This is a genomic window from Amycolatopsis halotolerans, from assembly GCF_042647905.1.
In the GTDB taxonomy this organism is placed as follows: domain Bacteria; phylum Actinomycetota; class Actinomycetes; order Mycobacteriales; family Pseudonocardiaceae; genus Amycolatopsis; species Amycolatopsis halotolerans.
The window spans coordinates 223,512-248,104 of record NZ_JBHRWI010000030.1 but is presented as its reverse complement, the minus strand read 5'-3'; the positions used below and the strand labels follow the sequence as shown (position 1 = coordinate 248,104).

General features: G+C 69.2%; 22 protein-coding genes. 12 read left to right on the top strand and 10 right to left on the bottom strand.

Annotated features, from left to right (window positions below):
* Nucleotides 1-211: 211 nt before the first annotated feature.
* Nucleotides 212-2,008: a methionine--tRNA ligase gene (metG, locus tag ACFORO_RS26845; protein WP_377869201.1), complete on the bottom strand. Its 1,797-nt coding sequence runs from the start codon at nt 2,006-2,008 to the stop codon at nt 212-214.
* Nucleotides 2,009-2,069: 61 nt separating this feature from the next.
* Here metG and ACFORO_RS26840 point away from each other — a divergent pair, with 61 nt between their 5' ends.
* The 5 genes from ACFORO_RS26840 (at nt 2,070) to ACFORO_RS26820 (ending at nt 6,501) form a co-directional block, all read left to right on the top strand.
* Entirely contained in the window at nt 2,070-2,657 is a 588-nt protein-coding gene (locus ACFORO_RS26840) for a PadR family transcriptional regulator (protein ID WP_377869200.1), read from the top strand.
* A 95-nt stretch (nt 2,658-2,752) separates the two neighbouring features.
* The gene (locus ACFORO_RS26835) at nt 2,753-3,751 is read left to right on the top strand and encodes an ATP-binding cassette domain-containing protein (RefSeq protein WP_377869199.1); all 999 of its coding nucleotides are present in this window, start codon (nt 2,753-2,755) and stop codon (nt 3,749-3,751) included.
* Nucleotides 3,741-4,505, top strand: a complete 765-nt coding sequence (locus tag ACFORO_RS26830; RefSeq protein WP_377869198.1) for an ABC transporter permease — start codon at nt 3,741-3,743, stop codon at nt 4,503-4,505. The genes ACFORO_RS26835 and ACFORO_RS26830 overlap by 11 nt, the downstream gene beginning before the upstream one ends.
* 97 nt (nt 4,506-4,602) lie before the next feature.
* Nucleotides 4,603-5,217 carry a glycoside hydrolase family 25 protein gene (locus ACFORO_RS26825; protein ID WP_377869197.1) on the top strand — a complete coding sequence of 205 codons (615 nt, stop codon included), beginning with the start codon at nt 4,603-4,605 and terminating at the stop codon, nt 5,215-5,217.
* Between the two features lie 45 nt (nt 5,218-5,262).
* Nucleotides 5,263-6,501, top strand: coding sequence for an aminodeoxychorismate synthase component I (locus ACFORO_RS26820; protein ID WP_377869196.1), 1,239 nt, complete (start codon nt 5,263-5,265; stop codon nt 6,499-6,501).
* A gap of 34 nt (nt 6,502-6,535) precedes the next feature.
* Here the strand turns inward: ACFORO_RS26820 and ACFORO_RS26815 are convergent, their stop codons facing one another.
* A complete protein-coding gene (locus ACFORO_RS26815) occupies nt 6,536-7,495 on the bottom strand; it encodes a quinone oxidoreductase family protein (protein ID WP_377869195.1) in 960 nt (319 codons plus the stop codon).
* Nucleotides 7,496-7,667: 172 nt separating this feature from the next.
* On the opposite strand from ACFORO_RS26815, the gene ACFORO_RS26810 reads away from it, so the two are divergent.
* Entirely contained in the window at nt 7,668-8,144 is a 477-nt protein-coding gene (locus ACFORO_RS26810; RefSeq protein ID WP_377869194.1) for a QsdR family transcriptional regulator, read from the top strand.
* Between the two features lie 9 nt (nt 8,145-8,153).
* Nucleotides 8,154-9,293 carry a hypothetical protein gene (locus ACFORO_RS26805; RefSeq protein ID WP_377869193.1) on the top strand — a complete coding sequence of 380 codons (1,140 nt, stop codon included), beginning with the start codon at nt 8,154-8,156 and terminating at the stop codon, nt 9,291-9,293.
* 1 nt (nt 9,294) lies between these two features.
* Here ACFORO_RS26805 and rsmI read toward each other — a convergent pair whose 3' ends face one another.
* The gene (rsmI, locus tag ACFORO_RS26800; RefSeq protein WP_377869192.1) at nt 9,295-10,134 is read right to left on the bottom strand and encodes a 16S rRNA (cytidine(1402)-2'-O)-methyltransferase; all 840 of its coding nucleotides are present in this window, start codon (nt 10,132-10,134) and stop codon (nt 9,295-9,297) included.
* A gap of 54 nt (nt 10,135-10,188) precedes the next feature.
* Here rsmI and ACFORO_RS26795 point away from each other — a divergent pair, with 54 nt between their 5' ends.
* Nucleotides 10,189-11,757, top strand: coding sequence for a dolichyl-phosphate-mannose--protein mannosyltransferase (locus tag ACFORO_RS26795; RefSeq protein WP_354742774.1), 1,569 nt, complete (start codon nt 10,189-10,191; stop codon nt 11,755-11,757).
* On the opposite strand, the gene ACFORO_RS26790 is transcribed toward ACFORO_RS26795, so the two are convergent.
* The gene (locus ACFORO_RS26790) at nt 11,708-12,487 is read right to left on the bottom strand and encodes an AraC family transcriptional regulator (protein WP_377869191.1); all 780 of its coding nucleotides are present in this window, start codon (nt 12,485-12,487) and stop codon (nt 11,708-11,710) included. The genes ACFORO_RS26795 and ACFORO_RS26790 overlap by 50 nt on opposite strands.
* A 55-nt stretch (nt 12,488-12,542) precedes the next feature.
* Here ACFORO_RS26790 and ACFORO_RS26785 point away from each other — a divergent pair, with 55 nt between their 5' ends.
* A complete protein-coding gene (locus ACFORO_RS26785; RefSeq protein ID WP_377869190.1) occupies nt 12,543-13,112 on the top strand; it encodes a class I SAM-dependent methyltransferase in 570 nt (189 codons plus the stop codon).
* 294 nt (nt 13,113-13,406) lie between these two features.
* Here ACFORO_RS26785 and ACFORO_RS26780 read toward each other — a convergent pair whose 3' ends face one another.
* On the bottom strand, nt 13,407-15,128 hold the full coding sequence (locus ACFORO_RS26780) for a serine/threonine-protein kinase (protein ID WP_377869189.1): 1,722 nt from the start codon (nt 15,126-15,128) through the stop codon (nt 13,407-13,409).
* Nucleotides 15,129-15,345: 217 nt separating this feature from the next.
* On the opposite strand from ACFORO_RS26780, the gene ACFORO_RS26775 reads away from it, so the two are divergent.
* Nucleotides 15,346-17,220 (top strand): propionyl-CoA synthetase, encoded by a 1,875-nt coding sequence (locus ACFORO_RS26775; protein WP_377869188.1) that lies wholly within the window; start codon nt 15,346-15,348, stop codon nt 17,218-17,220.
* A gap of 213 nt (nt 17,221-17,433) precedes the next feature.
* Nucleotides 17,434-19,008, top strand: coding sequence for a beta-N-acetylhexosaminidase (locus tag ACFORO_RS26770; protein WP_377869187.1), 1,575 nt, complete (start codon nt 17,434-17,436; stop codon nt 19,006-19,008).
* Here ACFORO_RS26770 and ACFORO_RS26765 read toward each other — a convergent pair.
* The 4 genes from ACFORO_RS26765 to adh form a co-directional block, all read right to left on the bottom strand.
* The gene (locus tag ACFORO_RS26765) at nt 18,985-19,674 is read right to left on the bottom strand and encodes an MOSC domain-containing protein (RefSeq protein ID WP_377869186.1); all 690 of its coding nucleotides are present in this window, start codon (nt 19,672-19,674) and stop codon (nt 18,985-18,987) included. The genes ACFORO_RS26770 and ACFORO_RS26765 overlap by 24 nt on opposite strands.
* 26 nt (nt 19,675-19,700) lie before the next feature.
* Nucleotides 19,701-20,060, bottom strand: coding sequence for a hypothetical protein (locus tag ACFORO_RS26760; protein ID WP_377869185.1), 360 nt, complete (start codon nt 20,058-20,060; stop codon nt 19,701-19,703).
* A gap of 127 nt (nt 20,061-20,187) precedes the next feature.
* Nucleotides 20,188-20,559, bottom strand: a complete 372-nt coding sequence (locus ACFORO_RS26755) for a DUF779 domain-containing protein (RefSeq protein WP_377869184.1) — start codon at nt 20,557-20,559, stop codon at nt 20,188-20,190.
* Complete coding sequence (gene adh / locus ACFORO_RS26750) at nt 20,559-22,082, bottom strand: aldehyde dehydrogenase (RefSeq protein WP_377869183.1); 1,524 nt, start codon at nt 22,080-22,082, stop codon at nt 20,559-20,561. Before adh ends, ACFORO_RS26755 begins: the two co-directional genes overlap by 1 nt.
* Before the next feature lie 106 nt (nt 22,083-22,188).
* Between adh and ACFORO_RS26745 the strand changes: the two genes are divergently transcribed.
* A complete protein-coding gene (locus tag ACFORO_RS26745; RefSeq protein ID WP_377869182.1) occupies nt 22,189-23,661 on the top strand; it encodes a helix-turn-helix domain-containing protein in 1,473 nt (490 codons plus the stop codon).
* A 3-nt stretch (nt 23,662-23,664) separates the two neighbouring features.
* Here ACFORO_RS26745 and ACFORO_RS26740 read toward each other — a convergent pair whose 3' ends face one another.
* Entirely contained in the window at nt 23,665-24,576 is a 912-nt protein-coding gene (locus ACFORO_RS26740; RefSeq protein WP_377869181.1) for an NAD-dependent epimerase/dehydratase family protein, read from the bottom strand.
* Nucleotides 24,577-24,593 lie beyond the last annotated feature (17 nt).

Genomic DNA, 24,593 nt, shown 5'->3' with positions numbered 1-24,593 from the left:
GCCTCAACCGCAGCCCGCGCACCCACCCATGGAGGCGCCCACCCCGCCCCCAACCCCGATCCGAAGCCGCCCTGCGGTTCGGGGGTGCTTGTCAAGGCATCTTTCCCGCCTTGACAAGCACCCCCGAATCGTCAGCACAATGAACCTTCGGGGTGGTGGCCCCCGCTCAGGGCGCAATGTCGCCGCCAGGCGACGAGCCGAACGCGAGACCTCAGTCAGTCACGATCGGAGCCCACTCCGGCCCCGTCTCCCCCAACTTCGGGTCCAGCTTCGTAAACAACGGAGTCGGCTTCTCCAACGGCCGCCCAACCTCGATCGGCTGAGACTCCCACTTTGCCTTCTCACTGGCGTAATCCCCGGTGAGAATCGGATTGACCCGCCCAGGCAGATCAAGATCCTCAACCTCCTGCAGCTCAGGCTGAGCAGCCCAAACCCCAGTCCCGCCCAGCGCCTCATGCACCTTCTGCGCCGAATGCGGCAGGAACGGCGTCAGCAACGTATTCGCGTCCGAAACCACCTGCAACGCCGTGTGCAACACCGCATCCCGCCGATCCGGATCCTCCTTGAGCTTCCACGGCTCCTGATCCGACAGGTACCGGTTAGCCGCCGTAACCACCCGCATCGCCTCAGCCGCGGCCAACTTGAACCGCGACCGCGCGAGATGCCCACCAGCGGTCTCAAACGCCTGCCGGGACAACGCCTTCAGCTCCTCGTCCGCCGGAGCAGGCGCAGTAGGAGCCGGAATCGCTCCATTGTTCTTGTGCGCCATAGAGATCGACCGGTTAACCAGGTTGCCCCACTCGTTAGCCAGCTCGAAGTTGGTCCGCCGAACGAACTCGTCCCAGGTGAAGTCCGTGTCCTGAGTCTCCGGACCGGCCACCGAGATGAAGTACCGCAACGCGTCCGGTCCGAACTCCCGCAGGAAGTCGTGCACGTAAATGACCGTGCCGCGCGAGGTGGAGAACTTCGACCCGCTCATGGTGAGGAACTCGCTGGACACGATCTCGTCCGGCAGGTGGAGCTTGCCGTACTTGCCCGCCTCGCCGCCGCGATCGCCGTCGCCGTTCTGACCGAGCAGCAGCGCGGGCCAGATCTGGGCGTGGAAGGTGATGTTGTCCTTGCCCATGAAGTAGTAGGCGCGCGCGTCGGCGTTGGCCCACCACTCCTGCCACGCGTCCGGGGTGCCGTTGCGGCGCGCCCATTCGACGCTCGCGGAGAAGTAGCCGATGACCGCGTCGAACCAGACGTAGAACCGCTTGAGCGGCTGGTCGCGCCAGCCGTCCAGCGGGATCTTCACGCCCCAGTCGAGGTCGCGGGTGATCGGCCGCGGCCGCATGTCGTCGATCAGGTTCTTGGTGAAGTTGAGGACGTTCGGGCGCCAGTCGTTCTTGGTGCCCAGCCAGTCGCCGAGGGTCTTGGTGAACGCCGGCAGGTCGAGGAAGTAGTGCTCGGTCTCGACGAACTTCGGCGTCTCGCCGTTGATCCGCGACTTCGGGTTGATCAGCTCGGCCGCGTCGAGCTGGTTGCCGCAGTTGTCGCACTGGTCGCCGCGCGCGCCGTCGTAGCCGCAGATCGGGCAGGTGCCCTCGATGTAGCGGTCGGGCAGCGTGCGTCCGGTGGACGGGCTGATCGCGCCGCGGGTGGTCTTCGGGACCACGTAGCCGTTGCGGTTGAGCGCGAGGAAGATTTCCTGCGTCACCGCGGCGTGGTTGCCGGTGGTGGTGCGGGTGAACAGGTCGTAGGAAAGGCCGAGGCCGCGCAGGTCCTCGTCGATCTGGCGGGTGTACTTGTCCGCGGTCTGCTGCGGGGTCATCCCCTCTTTGTCGGCCTGGACGGTGATCGGCGTGCCGTGTTCGTCGGTCCCGGACACCATGAGCACCCGGTTGCCGGCCATTCGCTGGTAGCGGGAGAAGACGTCGGACGGGACGCCGAATCCGGACACGTGGCCGATGTGGCGGGGGCCGTTGGCGTAGGGCCAGGCCACCGCGGTCAACACAGAGGTGCTCATACCTGTTTAGCCTACGGATGCGCTCCAGGGCGTTTCGTGGTGGTCGGGGAAGGGAGAGCCGGTGTCGGCGACGCGTCTGCTGGTGCTCGGGGTCGTGCGGATGTTCGGCCGCGCGCACGGCTACCAGGTGCGCCGCGAACTGCTGTCGTGGTCGGCGGACAAGTGGGCGAACGTCCAGCCCGGCTCGATCTACCACGCGCTCAAGAAAATGGCCGCCGAGGACCTGCTGGAGAAGATCGACGTCGAACCGGGCGACGGCGGTCCGGACCGGGTCGCCTACCGGCTCTCGCACGCGGGCGAGCAGGAGTTCCAGGTGCTCATCGCGAAGGGATTGTCCGATCCGAGCGCGAGCAACGCGGAGTTGTGCGCGGCGGTGAGCCTGATGCCCGCGCTCCCGCGGAAGTACACGATCAGCCTGCTCCAGCAGAACCTCATCCACTTCGAGGCGGAGGAACGCCGGTCGCGGCTGAGCCTTGAGGACGACACCTGGGGCAAACCGCCGCACGTGACCGAACTGTTCCGCTTGTGGGGCGGGATCGCCAGCGCGAGCCGGGAGTGGCTCACCGGGCTGATCGGCAGGCTCGAGGCGGGCGAGTACGTGATGGCCGACGACCCCGGTTCGGCGTTCGTTCCGCCAGCCCCCGAGTAATCAAATTTGACTAACCCGTCCTTCCTCGGGCACAGTGTGCGCGTCAGCTAGTCAAGCTTGACTAGCTGATCTTCTTGGGAGGAGAGGGGCAATCCATGATCACGGCACGCGGACTCGAGCGGCGCTTCCGCCGCAAGGGCCGAGCCGGTGGCGAGGTGCACGCGGTGCGGGGGGTCGATCTCGACGTCGAGGAGGGCGAGCTGGTCGGGTTCCTCGGCCCGAACGGGGCGGGCAAGACCACGACGCTGCGCATGCTCACCACCCTGCTGAAACCGACCGCGGGCACGGCGACCGTCGGCGGGCACGACCTGCTGACCGACGCGGCGGGAGTGCGCCGCAACATCGGGTACGTCGCCCAGGGCGGCGGGACCGCGCCCGAATCGCGCGTCGGCGAAGAGCTGGAACTGCAGGGCAGGCTGTACCGGATGAGCAAGGCCGACGCGATCGCGCGCGGCAAGGTGCTCGCCGACCAGCTCGACCTGGCGGGGCTGGAGCAGCGGGCCACGAAGACGTTGTCTGGGGGTCAGCGTCGCAAGCTCGACATCGCGATGGGGTTGATTCATTCGCCGGGGCTGGTGTTTCTCGACGAACCGTCCACCGGACTCGACCCGCAGAGCCGGGCGAACCTGTGGGAACACATCCGGCGGCTGCGCGCCGAGCAAGGCGTCACGATCTTCCTGACCACGCATTACCTCGACGAGGCGGACGCGCTGGCCGACCGGCTGATCGTGATCGACGACGGCCGGATCGTCGCCGAGGGGCATCCGGACGCGCTGAAGGAGCAGGTCTCCGGGGACGGGGTGGCGATCGAGGTGGATCCGCGATCCGCCGCGGCCGCCGCCGATCTGGCCCGGCAGCTGCCCGGCGCGCACGAGTTCTCCGTGCGCGAGGGGTCGATCCGGTTCCGGGTGCCGCGCGGCGACACCGCGATGCCGGAGCTGCTGCGCGCGCTCGACGCCAAGGACATCGCGACGGCCGCCATGCAGGTCACGCGGCCGACCTTGGACGACGTATTCCTTACTCTCACCGGCCGGTCGCTGCGCGAAGCCGAGCAGCCCGCGGCGGCGGAACCGGAGGTGTCCGATGCTGCATGACACCTGGCTGATTTTCCGCCGCGACATGGCAGGCGCGCTGCGGAATCCGGCGTGGCTGATGCTCGGGCTCGCCCAGCCGCTGCTGTACCTGTTCTTCTTCGGCCCGCTGCTGGTGAAGTCGCTCAGCGCGCAGGGGATGTCCGAGGTCGACGGCTGGATGGTGCTCACGCCCGCGCTCATCGCGCAGCTGGCCCTGTTCGGCAGTTCGTTCGTGGGCTTCGCGCTGATCGCCGAGTACCGGTCCGGCGTAATCGAGCGGATGCGCGTCACGCCGGTGCACCGGGCCGCGCTGCTGCTCGGGAAGGTGCTGGCGAACGCGCTGCAGGCGGTGGTGCAGGCGGTGCTGATCATCCTGCTCGCCTACCTGGTGTTCAACCTGAACGCACCGTTCGGCGGAGTGCTGCTGAGCCTGCTGATCGTGTTCCTGCTCGCGCTCACATTGGCGTCGTGCTCCTACGCGCTGGCGCTCACGCTCAAGAGCGAGGAGGCGTTCCCGGCGCTGCTCAACGCGGTGCTCATGCCGTTGCTGCTGCTGTCCGGGATCCTCATCCCGATCACGTCCGGGCTGGCCCCGAAGTGGCTGTACACGATCTCGCAGATCAACCCGTTCCGGCACGTGGTCGACGTGGAGCGCAACAGCTTCCGCGGCGACTTCTCGATGGACGCGCTGTTCACCGGAGGCGTGGTCGTGCTGGTCATGGCCGTTGTGGCGGTGTGGTGGGGAACGCGCACCTTCCAGCGGGAAAACGCCTGATCAAAGCCTATCGACACGCCGGGAAAGGTCACCCCGCTCCGGAACTCCGGACGTAGGGTGGCCTTTCACCCGTCGTGGGGCTTGTCAGGGGTGCGTGGTGGCGGAACCGGAGAGTGGGCGCGGACTCACGCTTACTCATCGCGAGCAAGTGCTCGATTGGGCGGCGGTGCGCGGCGCCGACGTGCGATTCGCTTCGGTGACGATCAGCGAGAACGTCAACTGGAGCGATCCGGGCGCGGAGCGGATGCTGGCCGCAGCCCAGCACGCAGGCATCCACACCGGAGCCCGGCACTACGCGCGACCAGGCGCGGTGCACGACCAGGCCGACCATTTCGTCCGCACGGCGAGCAAGCTCGGCGCGTTTGCGCCCGGCTCGCTCGCGCCGGCACTCGAGGTGGACGCGCAAAGCGTCGACGACCGGTTCGTGAAGGCGTGGATCAAGCACGTGCGGCACGCCGCGAAGATCCGCCGGGTGCTCGTGTACGCCGGGCACGACTGCTGGGCGCACCGGCTGCACCCGGACCGCTGGGCCGATTCCGAAGTGGTGCTGTGGCTCGTGCGGCACAACGGCATTCCCGGGCGGCCCGGCTGGTTCCATTCGCGGCTCGGGCTGCACCAGCACGCTTTCGCGCCGGACATCCCCGGCGTCGACGGGCCGGTGGCACAGGACGCGGTGGTGTATCCCTTCGCGCTGTCCGATGTGCTGCTCTGATCACCTTTTCCGCTGGTCACCGCCGGTTTCCGGCACAATGGCGCGATGCGTTTCCAGCGGCTGCGGACCGACCTGCCACCTTCGCGGGTGCTTGTCCTGCTGTCCGCGTACGCCCGGGCGCACGGCCTGCCCGAACCGGCCGCGGTCTGCGGGGACTGGTTCGGGTCGCGAGCGGTGGTGGCTCCGTTCCTGGCGGTGACTCCGCGGCCGTTCCCTTCGGTTTCTCCCGTTTCGGGTCCCCCGGGCCGGATCGGTGGCGGGTGGTTCGGGTTTCTGGCTTACGACCAGGCGGATCCGTCCGGACGCTCGACCGGTGTTCCGGAATCGGCCTGGGGCTGGGCGGATCACGTGCTGCGCTGGGACGCGGCGGGAGTGTGCTGGTTCGAGTCGCTCGAAGGCGACGCCGACGCGCAGCTTGCGACGGTGGAGCGGGCTTTATCTGGGTCCGAGGAGCTGTCGTGGTCGGCTAGTGCACTGCGGCGGCCGTCCGGGCATGAGCAGGCGGTGAAGGCGTGCGTGCACGAGATCGAGGCGGGCGAACTGTTCCAGGCGAACGTCTGCTCGCGGTTCACCGGGACGTTCGAGGGTTCACCGGCCGCGCTCTTCGCCGAAGGGGTGCGACGGCTCGCTCCGCAGCGGGCGGCTTACGTCGCCGGCGCGTGGGGTTCGGTGGTTTCGCTGTCGCCGGAGCTGTTTTTGGCCCGGCACGGGCGCCGCGTGCGGTCGTCGCCGATCAAGGGGACGCTGCCCCGGCGCGGTCCGGCAGACGACGGCAACGCGCTCCGGTTGCGGCAGTCGGCGAAGGACGTCGCGGAGAACGTGATGATCACCGACCTGGTGCGCAACGATCTCGGCCGGGTGTGCGAGGTCGGCAGCGTCGTGGTTCCGGAGCTGCTCGCGGTGCATCCCGCGCCGGGGGTGTGGCATCTGGCGTCCACTGTGGAGGGTGTGCTGGCGGACGGGGTGACCGATCTTGGGCTGCTGGCCGCGACGTTCCCGCCCGGTTCGGTCACCGGCGCGCCGAAGATCCGGGCCCTGGACCTGATCGCCGAGCTGGAACCGGCCGCGCGCGGGGTGTACACCGGCGCGGTCGGGATGGTGTCGCCGCTGGCGGGGCTGGAGCTGAACGTGGCGATCCGGACGTTCGAGATCGCCGGGGACCGGATCGCGCTGGGAGTCGGCGGCGGGATCACGGCGGACTCGGACAGCGCCGCGGAGTGGCAGGAGTGCCTGCACAAAGCGGCGCCGCTGGAGTCCTTGCTGGCCAGCCCTCGCGAGTGCTGATCGCGGTGAGAACCGTGATCAGCACTCACGACGGTCAGCGACGCGGGTCGAGCAGCAACTTGCCCGTCGTGCCCCGGGACCGCAGCGCCTCGTGGGCCTTCCGGGCGTCCTCCAGCGCGTATTCGCCGCCCGCGACCGCGCGGAGTTTTCCGTCCAGCACCATCGTGAACAGGTCGCTGAGCGCGGTGCCGAATACGTTGCCCGGCAAGCGGAACACGTGCGGCAGCCACATCCCGGCCACGGTCGTGCTGTGGCCGAGCAGGTTGCGCAATTCGATCGGCTTCGGCGAGCGGCGGCCGGCCATCCCGTAGAAGACCAGACGGCCGAACGGAGCCAGCGCGACGATGCTCTGGTCGGTGGTCGGGCCGCCGACCATGTCGAGGACGACGTCGACCCGCTTGCCGCCGTTGGCTTCCCGGAGGACCTCGGTCATGTTCTCCGCGCGGGAATCGACCGCGACGTCCGCGCCGAGTTCGATCGCCAGCGCGCGCTTTTCCTCGCTGCTCGCGGTCGCGATCACCCGGCCCGCGCCCCACGCGTTCGCCAGCTGCACCGCGATCGACCCGACGCCGCCCGCCGCGGCGTGCACGACCACGGACTCACCGGGCTCAAGGTGGGCGTTCTTGCGCAGCATGATCCACGCGGTCGCGCCCTGGACCAGCATGGACAGCGCGTTCAGATCGTCGACGCCGTCCGGAACCGGGAAGGTCATGGCCTCGTCTGCGACGACGCGCTCGGCGTAACCGCCGCCGTCGTTGAGCAGCGCGACCACGCGCTTGCCGTCCGCCGTGCGCCCGACGACCTCGCCGCCCGGCACGAGCGGCAGTTTGCTCGGGGCGAGATACGAGTTTTCCGCCTGGTGCGTGTCCGCGTAGTTCAGCCCGACGCGGTCGACCTCGATCAGCACCTGCCCCGGCCCGGCCACCGGATCGGGCAACTCGACCGGCTTCAGCACCTCGGGACCGCCGAATTCGGTCACCTGCACAGCACGCATCTTCGCGGCTCCTCTCGTCGTGAGACATTCTGCCACATGTCTCATTCATGGGACACTCTCTGCTAACGTCTCACCCATCGACACGCCACTGTCCACCCGCACCTCGCGACCCGACGCCGTCGCGGCCTTCCGCCTCGCCCGCGCCCGGTTCCTCGCCGGGGACCGCGTCGACATGCGCGACCTGGCCGCCGACCTCGGCGTCAGCCGCGCGACCCTGCACCGCTGGGTCGGCAGCCGCGATCACCTGCTGAGCGAAATCCTGTGGGCGGAGACGTCCTCGGTGCTGGATAACGTGAGTTATGCAGGTCGCGGCGGGGACGGCGTCGCGGAGGCGATCGGGGCGTTCGTGCGGACGGTCAACGCGTCCTCGCCGTTCCGCGCGTTTTTGCGCCGGGAGCCGGAGCGCGCGCTGAGGTTGTTGACGACCAAGGCGAGCCTCGTGCAGTCGCGGACCATCGAGAAGGTGCAGGCGCTGCTGTCGGACGAGATGGCGGCGGGGCGGCTGGAGACTCCGTTGCCGGTGGCGGATCTGGCGTATCTGCTCGTGCGGGTCGGCGAGTCGTTCATCTACACCGACGCGATCACCGGCGAGGAGCCGGACGCGGAAAAGGCTTTGGTAGCGGCGAAAATGCTGTTGCGCAGCCGGTAAAATCTTGTGGTGACCGCTGTCCAGGCCATCGCCCGGATCCCCACCGCTTCGCTCGGCAAGCTGGTGTGCCATCCGAAACTGCCGCTCGTCGCCGGGATCGATCAGGACCGGCCCGCGGTGCACCTCTACTACGCCGAACGAGTGCTTCGCGAATTCGGCGCGGTGGGCGCGGATTCGCCGGAGTACGGGAAGTTCCCGGAGTGGCCCGTCGTCGCCTGGCATCCGGAGCGGCCGGAACTGGTCGTGTCCGCCGGCGGGGAAACGGTGCGCTGGACCCGCGACGGCACCTCCGCGCTGGACATCGCCGTCTCCTTCGACGTGGCGTTCAGCCCGGACGGCCAGTCGCTGTGGACGTCGCCGACCCCACCCGATCGCTACGACCGTTCGGACGTCATCGACCTCAGCACTGGGGCCGTCTCGCCCGCCCGGACATGGGACGGCGGCATCGTCGCGCATCCGGCGGGAGGGCTGGTCGCCACGATGCAGAGCGATCAGGGCGCGAGCTTCGTGCTCTTCTCCCGTCCAGGCGACCGGCTGCGGTTCCTCGACCGGGCCCTGATTCTGGAATCCAACTGCTGGGGGCTTCCGGTCTTCAGCTCCGACGGACGGTACCTGGCGATTCGCGGCAACACCTACGAACACCAGGTCCTGGTGTTCGAGTTCCCTTCGCTGCGCCGGGTCAGGAAGATCTCGCTCCGCGACCCGAAAGGGCGCAAGCGGAATGCCTCCTGGTCCTGGGCCAACGTCGCGTTCGGCGCGCGGCCTGGGGTGCTGTGGATCGGGACGCCGTCTGGCACCTTGCTGGGGTGGGACGTCGAGCGCGACCGAACCACGAAGCACAAACTGCTCCGCTCGGCAGTGACCTCGCTGGCCTCGACCTCGGCCGGTGACCTCGTGGTCGCCGGGGATTGCGAACTCGCGCTGGTGCCCGTTCCTTCTCCCCGCACCGTCGCGGATCCGGCCACCGTCGCCGAGTTCCTCGCCAACACAACGGAAATTCCCGACGAGGGCCTGACGGAAGACCACGTCGTGCACACCGACGGTGTCGGCACTTGGCGGCCGGAGGAGCTGGCCACGATCACCAAAGCCGCGCCCGGAGACCCGCAGTGGCTGCAGTTCCTAGCCGAAGACAACGCGCGCGGGAACTGACTCACTTCCGAGCCGCGAGCACCGCCGCGTAAAGCTCCTTTGTAGACACCCCGGCCGCGCTGGCGACCTCGGCCGCGACGGTCTTCAGCCGTTCCCCCGAAGCGACCCGTTCCGCCACCTCCGGCACCAGATCCGCCACCGACGCCTGCCGAGGAGCCGCCCCCTCCAGCACCACCGAGATCTCGCCGCGAACCCCGTCCGCTGCCCACTCGGCAAGTTCCGCGAGAGTGCCGCGTTTGACCTCTTCGTACGTCTTCGTCAGTTCCCGGCACACCGCGGCCCGCCGCGTGCCGCCCAGCGCGGCGGCGGCGTCCGACAGCAGGGAAGCGATCCGGTGCGGCGATTCGAAGAACACGACGGTCCGGCGCTCGCTCGCCAACTCGGCGAACCACTTCGACCGCTCACCAGGCTTGCGCGGCGCGAAGCCCTCGAAGCAGAACCGGTCGCACGGCAGCCCGGACAACGCGAGCGCCGTCGTCACCGCTGAGGGGCCAGGGAGGCAGGTGATCGGCAGGTCCTCCTCGACACAAGCGGCCACGAGACGGAAGCCGGGATCGGACACACTCGGCATCCCGGCATCAGTCACCACCAGCACCGTCTCGCCGCTGTGCAGCGCCTCCAGCAGCTTCGGCAGCCGGGCAGTCTCGACGTCTTCATAGAAGCTGACCACGCGGCCAGCGGGCGACACGCCGAGCGCGGAAGCGAGGCCGCGCAGGCGTCGAGTGTCCTCGGCGGCGATCACGTCTGCCGAGCCCAGCGCCTCGATCAGCCGGGCGGACGCGTCGCCGGGATCGCCCAGCGGGGTGGCGGCGAGCACGAGCCGTCCGGACGCAGAAGTCATGGCAGTCAGCCTAACCAGACGCCACCAGTGGATCAGGCCGTACTATCGGGCCCCGTGACCGCGCTGCTGACCCGTGCCGACGACGAGAGCGTGCGGCCGGACCCGGTCGACGCGCGCCGCCCCCCGACTGACCGCGAAGCCACCCTGCTCGGCCGGGCCCTGCCCGCCGACCGGCTGCGCGGCTGGATCGTCACGTTCGTCCTGACCGTGATCGGCGGCGTCGTCCGGCTGCAGAATCTGGGCCTTCCCACTGACCACAACAGTCCCGTCTTCGACGAGAAGCACTACGTGCCCCAGGCCGCGCAGATGCTGCGCAACGGCGGGTACGAGGACAACGCCGGGTACGAGCTGATCGTGCACCCGCCGCTGGCCAAGGACTTCATCGCGTTCGGCGAGTGGCTCTTCGGCTACAACGGCTGGGGCTGGCGGTTCATGTCGGCCGTGGCCGGCACGCTGATCGTGCTGCTCACCGTGCGCATCGCGCGCCGGCTCACCCGCTCGACGCTGCTCGGCGGCATCGCGGGCGTGCTGGTGATCTGCGACGGCGTGCTGCACCTGCAGTCGCGGATGGGGATGCTCGACATCTTCATCGCGTTCTTCGTGCTCGCCGCGTTCGCCTGCGTGCTCTGCGACCGCGACCAGGTGCGGCAACGGCTGGCCGTCGCGGTGCGCGAGGGCTGGATCGGCGAATCGCAGTGGGGCCCGAAGCTCGGCTTCCGCTGGTGGCGGTTCGCGGCCGGGCTGATGATCGGGCTGACCTTCGGCGTCAAATGGTCGGCGCTCTACTACATCGCGGCGTTCGGCCTGCTCACCGTGTTCTTCGACGTCGCCGCCCGGCGCGCGGCGGGTGTGCAGCGGCCGTGGGTCGGCACGATCCGGCGCGACGTCGCGCCCGCGCTGTGGGCCATCCTCGTCGTGCCGGTGCTGATGTACCTGGCGGCGTACTGGGCGTGGTTCGCCAGCGAAACCGCGACCGACCGGCACTACACCGAGATCAAGAACCTCGACCCGGGCATGTTCGGCTGGATCCCGCCCGCGCTGCGCTCGCTCGGCAGCTACACCGCCAACGTGCTGCATTTCCACGAGACCCTGCTGACGCCCAAGGACAATCCGCATCCGTGGGAGTCGAAGCCGTGGACGTGGCCGATGGGCCTGCGGCCGATGCTCTACTACTACGACGGCAACGTCACCGGCTGCGGCGAATCGCGCTGCCTCGGCGCGACGATGCTGATCGGCACGCCCGCGATGTGGTGGCTGGCCGTCCCGATGCTCGGCTGGGGCCTGTGGCGCTGGTTCTTCCGCGCGGACTGGCGCTACGCCGCCGTGCTGACCGGCTACTTCGCCGGCTACCTGCCCTGGTTCACCAACATCGACCGGCAGATGTACTTCTTCTACGCCACCCCGATGGCCCCGTTCCTGGTGCTCGGGCTGGTGCTGGCGCTCGGGCAGATCCTGGGCAGCGCCAAACGCGGGTTCGAACGCCGAGGCACCGGTCTGCTCGTCGTGTCGCTTTATGTCGGGCTGGTGGTCGCGAACTTCGCCTGGCTGTGGCCGATCCTCAACGGAATCCCGATCACGAACGAACATTGGCAGGCGGAAATGTGGCTGCCTTCGTGGCGCTGAAGTAGGCGCCCGGCGGCACCCCGACCGCCCGGCGGAAGGCGGCGACGAACGCGCTGGCCGTCGCGTACCCGACCCGGTGCGCGACGGTCGTCATCGGCAAACCCTGCGCCAGCAACGGCAATGCCGCCCGCAGCCGTGCTTGCGTGCGCCAGGTGCCGAACGTCATCCGGCAGTCTCGGACGAACGCGCGGGCCAGCGTCCGCTCGCTCGCGCCGACTTCCCGGCCCAGCTCGGCCAGGCTGCGCGAGTCCGCGGGGTCGGCGATCACCGCGTCGGCGACATCGCGCGCTCGTGGGTCGGCGGGCGCGGGGACGACGATCGGCGCGACATCCATAGGCTCCAGCAGATCGAACGCGACCGCCTCGGCGCGGCGGCGGGCGTCGTCGCTGATGCCGTCCGCGGACAGGTGCTCAAGCAGTTCCCGCAGCAACGGGCGGACGATGACGATGCGCGGGGACGGCCAGTCGACCGGGCACTGCTCCGGATCGGCGTAGATGCCGCGCAACTCGGCGTTCCCGACCGCGCCCGTGCGATGCCAGACGCCGACTGGGATCCACAGCGCGCGCGTGGACGGCAGCACCCATTGCGCGTCGCCGACCATCACCGCGGCGACTCCGCGCGCGGCCCAGACGAGCTGGTGCGCTGGATGGTCGTGCCAGGGAAACCAGGCTCCGGCCGCGATCGGGAGGTCGCCGAGCAGCATCGCGCCGGTTTGACCGTACTGCGACATGAGGTGACAGCCTATCGCCTTCCGGTCAGCTCGGCTCGTCCCTAGCGTCGGGTCCATGCCGATGAACCTGATGCACCGGAAGCTCTGCAGCTCGAAGAAGTGGGCCGCCATGGTGGCCGGGGTGCTGCCGGACTGGCTCGCCCGTTTCGAACTGGGCGACGACGTGCTGGAAATCGGACCGGGTTTCGGGGCCACCACGCGGGTGCTGGTCGACGCTTTGCCGCGGCTGACCGCGCTGGAGATCGATCCGGCGTCGACGCGGCTGTTGCGGGAGAAATACGGCGACCGGGTCGACGTTGTCGAGGGCAGCGGCGCGGAGATGCCGTTCGAGGACGGCCGGTTCTCCGGGGTCGTGTGCTTCACGATGCTGCACCACGTGCCGACCGACGAACTGCAGGACCGGATCTTCGCGGAGGCGTTCCGGGTGCTGCGGCCCGGCGGCACCTACTGCGGCGTGGACAGCCTGCTCAGCTTCGGATTCCGGCTGCTGCACATCGGGGACACGATGAACGTCCTCGACCCCGCCACCCTGCCCGCCCGCCTGACCGCGGCGGGGTTCGAGCAGGTGCGGGTGCAGAGCGAGCCGAAGAAGCGGCTGGAGTTTTCGGCGGTAAAGCCGTCGTGAGCGCTAATCCCGGCTAGAGCGCACAGTGTTCCAGCTGCCTACGGACCCCGCTGCCCGAATGCCGCCTCGGGGCTTTCTCGGCAGCGGCCGCTACGACAAGGAACGCGACGCCTTCCCCTGCTCGCCTGGCCGCGTCCCACCCTGCGGGCACGTCCGTGAGGGGAACCCTGAGGGACTCAGAGTCCCTCAGGGTTCCCCTCACGGACAGTCAACGGGAACGAAGAAAGCCCGCGGCTACCGAACGGCTCGCGAGCGGCGATGCCGGCTAGAACCGTGATCAACACTCACGAGGGCTCAGCGCGGCGAGCGGCGCGGAACGATCTGCGTGACCGGTCCGTCCAGCGCCTTGCCTGCCCGGCTCAGCCAGCCGTCGACCTCGCGTCGCACCGAGTTCAGCGTCGGGCGACGGCGGGGTTCCGGATCCAGCGAAGCGGCCAGGATCCGCGCGTGCACCGAACGCTGCGGCATGTGCGTGACCGGATCGGCGCGCGCCGCGGCCATCAGGGCGGCCATCGGCGTATCGCGGGTGCCGCGCGGCGGCTGGCCGGTCAGCGCGTAGCTGACCGTGGCGGCGAGCTGCCAGGCGTCCGACGCCGGGCTCGCCGGGGAGCCCATCGCCTGTTCCGGCGCGACGAAGTCGGGCGTGCCGATCATCATCCCGGTGGCGGTCATCTTGGAATCGCCCTGGCTGCGGGCGATGCCGAAGTCGATGAGGTGCGCGATGCCCGCCGGGTCGAGGATGACGTTGGACGGCTTCACGTCGCGGTGCAGCACGCCCCGCTCGTGCGCCGCGACCAGCGCGCCCGCCATCGTCGACCACAGCCGTCCGGCGGCGACGTCGTCGATCGGGCCCTGTCCGTCGACCACCTCGGCGAGCGGGCGGCCCTGCAGGTACTCCATGACGAGCGCGAGCCCGTCCGGTTCCTCGGCCAGGTCGTACACGCGGACGCAGTTGGGGTGGTTCACCACGGCCAGCGCACGCGCCTCGCGCTGCATGCGCTCCTCGGTGTCGCGGTCGGGCGCGTGCGCGATCTTCAGCGCGACAGTGCGGTTGAGCTGCGTGTCGACGGCTTCCCAGACCGTGCCGAACCCGCCGGTCCCGAGCTGGCGGACGCGCCGGTACCGGCTGCTGCCCGCGTTGCGCGAGCCGGGCGGCGGCGGAATCATGCCGGGCGCGGCGGCTAGCGCTCCGGCCGGCGGCGGCTCCGGAGCGGACGCCAGCGCGGTGGCCGGGTACGGCTTGTTCTGCGGCGGCGGAGGCGGCGGCAGCTGCTCCCGGCGCGGCGGGGGCTGCGCGGCAGGCGGTTCGTCGCGGCGCGGCTCCGGCCGGTTGATCACCGACCACGGCGGCGGCCCGACCAGCGCGACCGGGATCAGCCCCAGGACGCTGAACGGCAGGAACCCGAGCCAGAAGTGCACGGCGGTGTTGGCCGACATGCCCGCCGACGCGATCGCCATGACCACGAAGGGGATCCAGAAGAACCGCGACGGCCACTTCGGTCCGCGACGGAAAGCGGTGCGCGCCTGCAGCATCACGAACAGCAGCGAACCGACCGGCAGCACGGTGAACGCGAGCAGGTACAGCGCGTAGGAGAGCTTGAGGCCGCGCGGGTAGAAGAGCGTCTCGAAGACGTTCGACCCGCCGCCGAGGTAGGTCTTCTGCACGCCGACGAACGAGCAGTAGTTCGTGCTCAGCGTGGACGCCTCGGAGGCGGACAGCCCGCTCGCGCCGCCCGCGTTGGCCGCGCGGAAGGTTTCCGAGATGCCCGAGGAGATGAGCCACGGAAACACCAGCACGCTGACCACGCCGATGAGACCGAACACGGTGAGCGTGGTCGCGTCGTACCGGTTTCCGGTCCCCTTGCGCACGATCGCCACGACCAGCGCCCCGGCCGCCGGGAAGAGCGCGACGAGCGCACCCGCTGTGGTCGTCGCCCACACCCAGTCGCCCGGGCAGAACCCCGGGCCGAACAAGGTGTGCGCGAGCGAGAGCAGCGCGCTCCCGATTCCGCTCACCGGCTGGTTCCCCTCACTGTCAGTGGTGCCCTCGTGCCGCTGCGCGGCCAGTCTCCCTGGTCCAGCTTAGGACGCGCACGGCCTCCGCGGGGTTGCCGGGTCGCGCGGGGAACGTGATCCACCGCATCGATCTCGCCGGACCGGGCTGACCTGCGACCCGCTGCGGGAAAGGCCATCATGAGGGCGGATTCGGCCGTCTGAAGTCAAAGGAGACCTCGTGGGCGCGTACACCGAGACGTATCGGCGCAGTCTGGACGACCCGGAGCAGTTCTGGCTCGACGCGGCCCGCGCGATCGACTGGACGCAGCGGCCCACCCGCGCGCTCGATCCGTCCGCCGCGCCGTTCTACCGCTGGTATCCCGACGGCGAGCTGAACACCTCCTACAACGCGCTCGACCGGCACGCCGACGGCGGCCGCGGCGCGCAGGACGCGCTGATCTGGGATTCGCCGGTCAGCGGCCGCAAACGCCGCTACACCTACGCCGAACTGCGGGACGAGGTCGCGACCTTCGCCGGCGCGCTCGCGTCGCTCGGGGTGACCCGCGGCGATCGCGTGATCCTTTATCTGCCGATGATTCCGCAGGCCGTCATCGCGATGCTCGCCTGCGCGCGGATCGGCGCGGTGCACTCCGTGGTGTTCGGCGGCTTCGCGCCGAAGGAACTGGCCGCGCGGATCGAGGACGCCAAGCCGAAGCTGATCCTCGCCGCGTCGTGCGGGATCGAGCCGGCACGGGTCGTCGAATACAAGCCGATCATCGACGCCGCTCTCGAGACCACCGGGCACCAACCGGACCACGTCGTGGTGTTCCAGCGCGAGCAGGCGGCCGCGGAGCTGTCCGGCACTGACCTCGACTGGAACGACCTCGTCGCCGACGCCGACCCGGTGGATCCGGTTCCGGTGAAGGCGACCGACCCGCTGTACATCCTCTACACGTCCGGCACGACTGGGCGGCCGAAGGGCGTCGTGCGCGACGCGGGCGGGCACGCGGTCGCGCTGGCGTGGTCGATGGGCGCGCTCTACGACGTCCACGCCGGTGATGTGTGGTGGACGGCTTCCGACGTCGGCTGGGTCGTCGGGCATTCGTACATCGTCTACGCGCCGCTGCTGGTGGGCGCGACAACGGTGCTGTACGAGGGAAAACCCGTAGGAACGCCTGACGCCGGCGCGTTCTGGCGGGTCATCTCCGAGCACGGCGTGCAAGCGCTCTTCACCGCGCCGACGGCGTTGCGCGCGGTGAAGAAGGTGGATCCGGACGCGGACGAGCTCAAAAAGTACGACCTCTCCCGGTTCCGCACCCTCTTCATGGCGGGCGAACGGCTCGACCCGGAGACCTACCACTGGGCGCACGACATCCTCGGCACGCCGGTCGTCGACCACTGGTGGCAGACCGAAACCGGCTGGCCGATCGCGGCCAATCCGCGCGGTCTCGAACCGATGCCGGTCAAACCCGGGTCGGCGACGAAACCGGTGCCCGGCTGGGATGTCCGCATTCTCGACCAGGCGGGCGAGGAGCTGCCAGCCGGTCGCGAGGGCGCGATCACGCTGAAACTGCCGCTGCCGCCGGGCTCGCTGCCGACGCTGTGGGGCGACGACGAGCGCTACCGCGAGGCGTACCTGTCGCGCTATCCCGGTTACTACCTGACCGGCGATTCGGGCTACCTCGACGAGGACGGCTACCTCTTCGTCATGGGCCGCACCGACGACGTGATCAACGTGGCCGGACATCGGCTGTCGACCGGCTCGATGGAGGCCGTACTGGCGTCGCACCCGGCGGTCGCGGAGTGTGCCGTGATCGGGGTCGCGGACCAGCTGAAGGGCCAGGTGCCACGCGGTTTCGTGGTGCTGAAGTCCGGCGTGGAGGTGCCCGAGGAGCAGTTGCGGGACGAACTGGTCGCGCTGGTCCGCCGCGATATCGGGCCGGTGGCGGCATTCCGGGACGTCTCGGTGGTCAACGCGCTGCCGAAGACGCGCTCGGGGAAGATCCTGCGCAAGACGATGCGCGGGATCGCCGACGGCCGCGACGAGGCGGTTCCGTCGACCATCGAGGACCCGTCGGTGCTCGACGCGTTGCGGGCGATCTTGCGGCCCTGAGCACCGCCCCAATGTGGCATTGGGTGCATGCGACGCACCCAATGTGGCGTTCGGTGCGCTGAGCGCACCCAATGTGGCATTGGGGCGCGGCGGGCATCCCGGCGAACGGGACATCCGGGGTCAGCCGACCCTTTCGGGCGTTGTCAGCGTCCCCGGTAGTGGTCTATACCTCTTGGAGTCCGCCTTCTCCGCGAACGCGACCGGAGGTATGCCGTGAGGAAGACCCTGTCCAGGGCCGTGCTTGGGGTGACCGTGCTCGGGCTCGCCGCGGTGGGAGTGCCCGGGCCGGCCGCGGCGAGTCCCGCGCCCAGCGAACGGCAGGTGACCGACCTCGTACCGGTGCCGGTGCACGCCGTGGCGAAGGCGGACGCCTCCTTCCGGCTCACGCCGCTCACGGTGATCCGCGCCGGGCACGGCACCGGCGACGTCGCCGCGTACCTGCGCGGCCTGCTGCGGCCCGCGACCGGATTCCCGCTGCCGGTCGTCCCGGTGAGCCCGGGGCTGTCCGCGATCTCGCTCGACCTCGGCCACGCCGATCCGCGCGTCGGCGACGAGGGGTATCAGCTCGACGTCACGAAGAACGGCGTCCGGCTGCGCGCCAACACTTCCGCCGGGTTGTTCACCGGCGTCCAGTCGCTGCGGCAACTGCTGCCGTCGGCGATCGAGGCGAAGACCGTGCAGCACCGGACGTGGACGATCGCTGGCGGCAGCGTGCTCGACTATCCGCGCTTCGCCCACCGCGGCGCGATGCTCGACGTCGCGCGGCACTTCTTCACGCCTACGCAGGTGAAGAAGTACATCGACCAGATCGTCCAGTACAAGATCAACACGCTGCACCTGCACCTCAGCGACGACCAGGGCTGGCGCATCGAAATCAAGAGCTGGCCGAAGCTGGCGACCGAAGGCGGCAAGACGGCTGCGTACGGCGACCTCGGTGGCTACTACACGCAGGAGCAGTACAGCGACATCGTCGCGTACGCCGCGAGCCGACACATCACGGTCGTGCCGGACATCGACATGCCCGGGCACACCAATGCCGCACAGTCGGTGTACGCGGAGCTGAACTGCGATGGGGTCGCGGTCCCGCCGCGCACCGACATCGAGGTCGGTTACAGCTCGCTGTGCATCAAATCGCCTACCACGTACCGATTCGTGGAAGACGTGATCCGCGAACTCGCCGCGATCACGCCCGGCAAATACATCGGCATCGGCGGCGACGAAGCACATGCGACGACCGACGAGGACTACAAAACCTTCTACGAGAAGGTGACCCCGATGGTCGCCAAGTACGGCAAGCTGATCACCGGCTGGCACGAGATGGCGAAGGCGCCGCTGCCGACGTCCGCCGTGCCGCAGTACTGGGATCAGGGCGGCCCGAACGCGGACGTGGCGGCCACCGCGGCGCGCGGGAACAAGTTCATCATGTCGCCCGCCAACCACGCTTATCTCGACATGAAGTACACCGAATCGACGAAGCTGGGCCAAGATTGGGCCGGTTTGGTCGAGGTCCGCGACGCCTACGAATGGGACCCGGCGACGCTCGTTCCCGGCGTCGAAGAGAAGTCCGTCGCCGGTGTCGAGGCTCCACTGTGGACGGAAACCATCCGGACCAACGACGACATCGAGTACATGGCCTTCCCGCGCCTGCCCGGCGTCGCGGAAATCGGCTGGTCGCCCAAGGCATCGCGAACCTGGGACGGCTACCGGGACCGCATCGCCAAGCAAGCGCCGCGCTGGGAAGCCCAGGGAATCGACTTCTACCGCTCACCCCAGGTCGACTGGAAGTGATTCCCTAGCTCGGTCCACTTTGGACTGGATACCCTTGCGATAACCCGCCGGCAACGTGTCCGTCGACAGCACCCGCTCGGCCAGCTCCAGCATCGTCCCCGGCTCGGGCAGCCGCGCGTAATTCGCCGCCGCGACCAGGAACGTCTCCGCGACGGTCGGCCCCTCGGTGCGCTCCACGAGCTCGAGCGGTCCGGCCGTCGGAACCGTGCCCGGCCGCAGCACGCGCAGGTACCAGCCGCAGCGATTGGTGTCGATCATCGCGGGCACGACGTCCTTGCGGCCGGTGTGCATCGCGAGCTTGAAACACGGATGCCGAGGCTGCGCGACCTGCACGAGCGCGTCGCCCCAGGCCCAGACGTCACCGATCCGCGCGTCGCTCTCCAGCGCACCGTGCACGGAAAGGTTCTCGCCGAAGTCTCCGTGCGCCACGGAGTAGCCCTCGGCGGTCCACACCGGATAGTGCTCGACCGGGTAGACGTAGACGGCTTTGTCGGGACCGCCATGCACCGAGAGGTCGGCTTGGCGGTCGCCAGCCAGGTTCAGCTCGGACAACGCCAGCTCGCCTGCGTCGACCCGGGTTTTCCGGATGGCGCTCAGAACGGGCTGGTCCCGCTGGTGGCCGAGTACGGTCGGCTCGCCCACGTAGACGTCTTTCAGCGACAGCATGGAATGAACCTAGCAAGCGCGCTCGACTACCGGGACGGATCGGGAAAGCCCGAGGTCAGGCTATGGACGTAGACCGTCTCCTCGGCACCGGCTTTGACGAACGCCTCGAACGTCGCGTGGTACGGCGTCTCAAGATGGGTGTAGAGGCCCGCCTTCGCCTTGGGGTCGTACGTCCACCCGAACTGCCGCATCTCGGCAAGGTCGAACGGCGGGCCGAACTCGTCGATCGGCCACCGGAGATTCGGGTTGGCCGGGTCCGCGCCGTACTTCCGAAGACAATCGTCCACACCGGACTTCGGCGCGACGAAGGCGAACGCGAGCCGTTCGGTGAGCCGGGGCTGAACGTCGAAATGGAACTCCCGCACCGGACACGACGGCAGCGTCATCTGGAACCTGGCCGAAGCTTCTTCCCAGCTGACGCCGTCCTCGCTGCAGCGCACCAAGGGTTTTCGATCGCACGGAGGTCAGCCGAGCGATGCCCGGTGCGCGGGAAACGCGCACCGGGCACCACGATCAACCGTTCAGCTCCGCCGACTCCTCGTCACTGAGCAGCCGGGACCGGATCAAAAACCGCACCCCTTCCGGTGCTTCGAGGGAGAACCCGCTGCCGCGTCCGGACACCACGTCGATGGTGAGGTGGGTGTGCTTCCAGTACTCGAACTGCGGCCCGGACATCCACACCGGCACCGCGTCGATGCCGTCCACCGTCAGGTCGCCCAGGTGCACATCGTGCGCACCCACCCGGAATTCACCCGCCGGGTAGCACATCGGGGCGCTGCCGTCGCAGCATCCGCCGGACTGGTGGAACATCACCGGTCCGTGGACCGGCACCAGCCGCCGCAGCAGGTCGGCGGCGGCTGGGGTCAGGTCCACCCGTTGCGGCATCAGAAGAAGCCCAGCGCCTGGTCGGAGTAGGAGACCAGCATGTTCTTCGTCTGCTGGTAGTGGTCCAGCATCATCTTGTGGTTCTCGCGGCCGATGCCGGACGCCTTGTAGCCGCCGAAGGCCGCGTGGGCCGGGTAGGCGTGGTAGTTGTTCACCCACACGCGGCCGGCCTGGATGTCGCGGCCCGCGCGGTAGGCGGTGTTGCCGTCGCGCGACCAGACGCCGGCACCGAGGCCGTACAGGGTGTCGTTGGCGATCTTGAGCGCGTCGTCGTAGTTGTCGAACTTCGCCACCGACACCACCGGGCCGAAGATCTCCTCCTGGAAGATGCGCAACTTGTTGTCGCCCTCGAACACCGTCGGCTGCACGTAGTAGCCGCCGGACAGGTCGCCGCCCAGGTCGGACTGCTCGCCGCCGGTGAGGACCTTCGCACCCTCCTGCTTGCCGATGTCGATGTAGGACAGGATTTTCTCGAGCTGGTCGTTCGAGGCCTGCGCGCCGATCATCGTCTCGGTGTCGAGCGGGTTGCCCTGCTTGATCTTCTTCACGCGCTCGACCGCGTCGCCGAGGAACCGGTCGTAGATGCCGGACTGGATCAGCGCGCGCGACGGGCAGGTGCAGACCTCGCCCTGGTTCAGCGCGAAGAGCGCGAAGCCCTCCTGCGCCTTGTCGTAGAACGCGTCGTTGGCCGCAGCGACGTCGTCGAAGAAGATGTTCGGGCTCTTGCCGCCCAGTTCGACGGTCACCGGGATGATGTTTTCGCTGGCGTACTGCAGGATCAGCCGTCCGGTCGTCGTCTCGCCGGTGAACGCGACCTTGCGCACGCGGTTGCTCGACGCGAGCGGTTTGCCCGCCTCGACGCCGAATCCGTTGACGATGTTCAGCACGCCCGGCGGGATCAGGTCGCCGATGATCGACATCAGCAGGTGGATCGACGCCGGGGTCTGCTCGGCGGGCTTGAGCACGATCGCGTTGCCCGCGGCCAGCGCCGGGGCGAGCTTCCAGACGGCCATCAGCAGCGGGAAGTTCCACGGGATGATCTGGCCGACGACGCCGAGCGGCTCGTGGAAGTGGTAGGCGACGGTGTTGTCGTCGATCTGCGAGATGCCGCCCTCCTGGGCTCGCAGCGCGCCGGCGAAGTAGCGGAAGTGGTCGATCGCGAGCGGGATGTCGGCGGCGAGGGTCTCACGGACCGGTTTGCCGTTCTCCCAGGCCTCGGCGACCGCGATCCGCTCAAGGTTCTGCTCCATCCGGTCGGCGATCTTGAGCAGGATGTTCGCGCGTTCCTCGGTCGAGGTGCGGCCCCACGCGGGTGCGGCGCCCTCGGCCGCGTCGAGCGCCCGGTCGATGTCGGCCGCCGTGCCGCGGGCGATCTCGGTGAAGGTCTTCCCGGTCACCGGCGTCGGGTTCTCGAAGTACTGCCCGCCCGCCGGCGCGACGTATTCGCCGCCGATGTAGTGGTCGTAGCGGGTCTCGTAGTCGACGACGGCGCCGTCGGTGTTCGGTGCGGCGTATACGGCCATCTTGCCCTGCCTCGTTGCTGGTCGGTGACGGTCGGCGGCGACCGTAGGCCGGGCAACGTTGCGCCAACGTTGCAGCGGTGTGACCAGGGTCTCTACTCTCGTTCACGTGGCGGAGCTGCCCGAACCCGACCTGCTGCGCGATCCGGAGTCGTACGCGCGGCTGCTCCGGCATGTCCGCGAGGCGGTGCTGTCCGGGGCCACCGCGCCGCGCTCGCCCCGCTCGGTGGTGTCGGCGTCGTGGGAGCGTTCGCTGGCCGCGCACGTCGACCCGGACGCAGGCGAGGCCCCGCTGATCTTCGAGGCGGACGAACTCACCGACCTGCGCGCGGAGCATCCGCTGGCCCCGGTGCTGCCGCTGTTGCGCGAGATGCTGGTGAGCATCGCCGACGACGCCGAGCACATGATGATCGTGACCGACGCGAACGGGCTGATCCTGTGGCGCGAGGGCGCGACCGGCGTGCTGCTGCGCGCGGACCAGGTCGCGCTCACCGAAGGCACCCGGTGGAGCGAAGAGGCGATCGGCACGAACGCGATGGGCACGACGCTCGCGACCGGCCAGCCGGTGCAGATCTACTCAGCCGAACACCTCGTACGCCGCTATCACACGTGGACCTGCGCGGCGGCCCCCGTACGCGACCCGGACACCGGCGCGTTGCTCGGCTCGATCGACGTCAGCGGCCCGCTCCGCACCGTGCATCCGGCGATGTTGTCGCTGGTCACGGCTACGGCCCAGCTGGCCGAGGGACGGCTGCGCGCCCAGCTGGCAGTCCGCGACGAGAAGGTGCGGCGAGCGAACATGCCACACCTGGCGTCGCTGCGCGGCCGCCCCGGCGCACTCCTTTCGGCGGGCGGACGGGTGCTGGCCGCCGAGTCGTGCACCCTTCCGTCCGCTGTGGAGGTACGAAAAGGCGGCGGCACCGTGACGCTGCCGGACGGCCGGATCGCCATCGTCGACCCGCTGGACGAGGGCTACCTCCTGCGGATCGCCACGTCCGGCTCCGCGACCCGCCGCCGGTTGTCGCTCGAATACCTCACCGACGGCCCCGGATCGACCATTGTGGACGGTCGAGACATCCCGTTCACCTTGCGGCACGCCGAATTGCTGACCTTGCTCGCGCTTCAGCCGCGCGGGTTGTCGGCGGAGAAGCTGGCCCTGCAGCTGTACGGCGAGGCTGGCAACCCGGTGACCGTGCGCGCCGAGATCCACCGGTTGCGCACCCAGCTCGGCACTGGGGTGTTGCAGACACGCCCGTACCGCCTCGCGGCCACCGTGGACGCGGATTTCCTGCGCACCAAAGCCGCCCTGCGCACCGGCGACGCCGCCGCGGCGGTCCGGTCGTTCCAGGGTCCGCTGCTCGCGGAGTCGGAGTCGCCCGCGATCCTGGAGGAACGCGAGTCGATCAGCGCGCAGGTCCGGCAGTTGGCGTTGAACAGCGGGGATGCGGACACGTTGTGGTCGTTCTGGGAAACCTCCTGCGGGGCTGACGATCTGGCTATTCTGGACGCGTTGTCCGCGGTGCTCTCACTCTCGGACCCGCGGCTGGCCGCGGTGCGGACTCACCGCGCCCGGCTGGGCTGATTCTTACCGCGCAGCAACAGTTTCCCGGATCGCGTCGTCCACCGGAGCCTGATAGTTCAGCTCCAAATACAACTCCCGCAACAACAACCCGTCCATGTGCTGCACCGTCAACCCCGGCTGCTTCCCGCTGAGCTCGTTGAGAAATCCGCCGAGTTTGAACGCCCCGCGCACCGGCCAGGACGGCATCGACCGCACCGGACGCGTTCGTCCCGCCGCCGCGGCCAGCCGGGCGAACATGTCCGTCCACTGCAGATTTTCCTCCGCCACCGGGACATCCGCGCCCGACGCCGCCTCCAGCGCATCCGCCGTCGCGACCCCGACTCCACGCGCGCTCGTCGCCGCAGTCCCGCCGGGAGGCGCGAAGAGCGGCGAGTTGGAGTGGACCCACTTCACGATCGGCACCGACCACTGCGGCACCCGATCCTCCGCGACACCGAAGACAAACGGCACTTCGATCACCGCCACCGGCAACTCTGGCCCCGCTGTTTCGCGCGCGACGCGGGCCTGCTCCAGCCGACTGCGCACGTACGGATGCTTCGCAGCCAACCCCCACTCCGGGCGTACGCGGTCGAAGTACGTGTAATACGACCCGAGCACCGCGGCCCGCGTACAGCCTGCTTCGCGCGCCGCGCGCAACAACGCGGCGACAGGTGCGACGTTCCCCGCACGCAGCCGAGGCTCGACCGGCCCGCGTCCGACCGCGCGATCATCCATGCCGCCAGCGAAGACGACGCCGTCGTGTCCGTCGAGGGCTTCGCGCAGTTCGTCGTGCGAAGCCTTCGAGACGTCGAGCGTCCGGTCGACTCCCTCACGTGCCGTACGCGCGACCGCCGTCGTCTCGTGCCCGCGTTTCCGCAGTTCGTCGAGGACGTGCTGGCCCAGCAGGCCGCTTCCGCCCACCACCAAGATCTTCATGGTCCATTTCCGTTCGG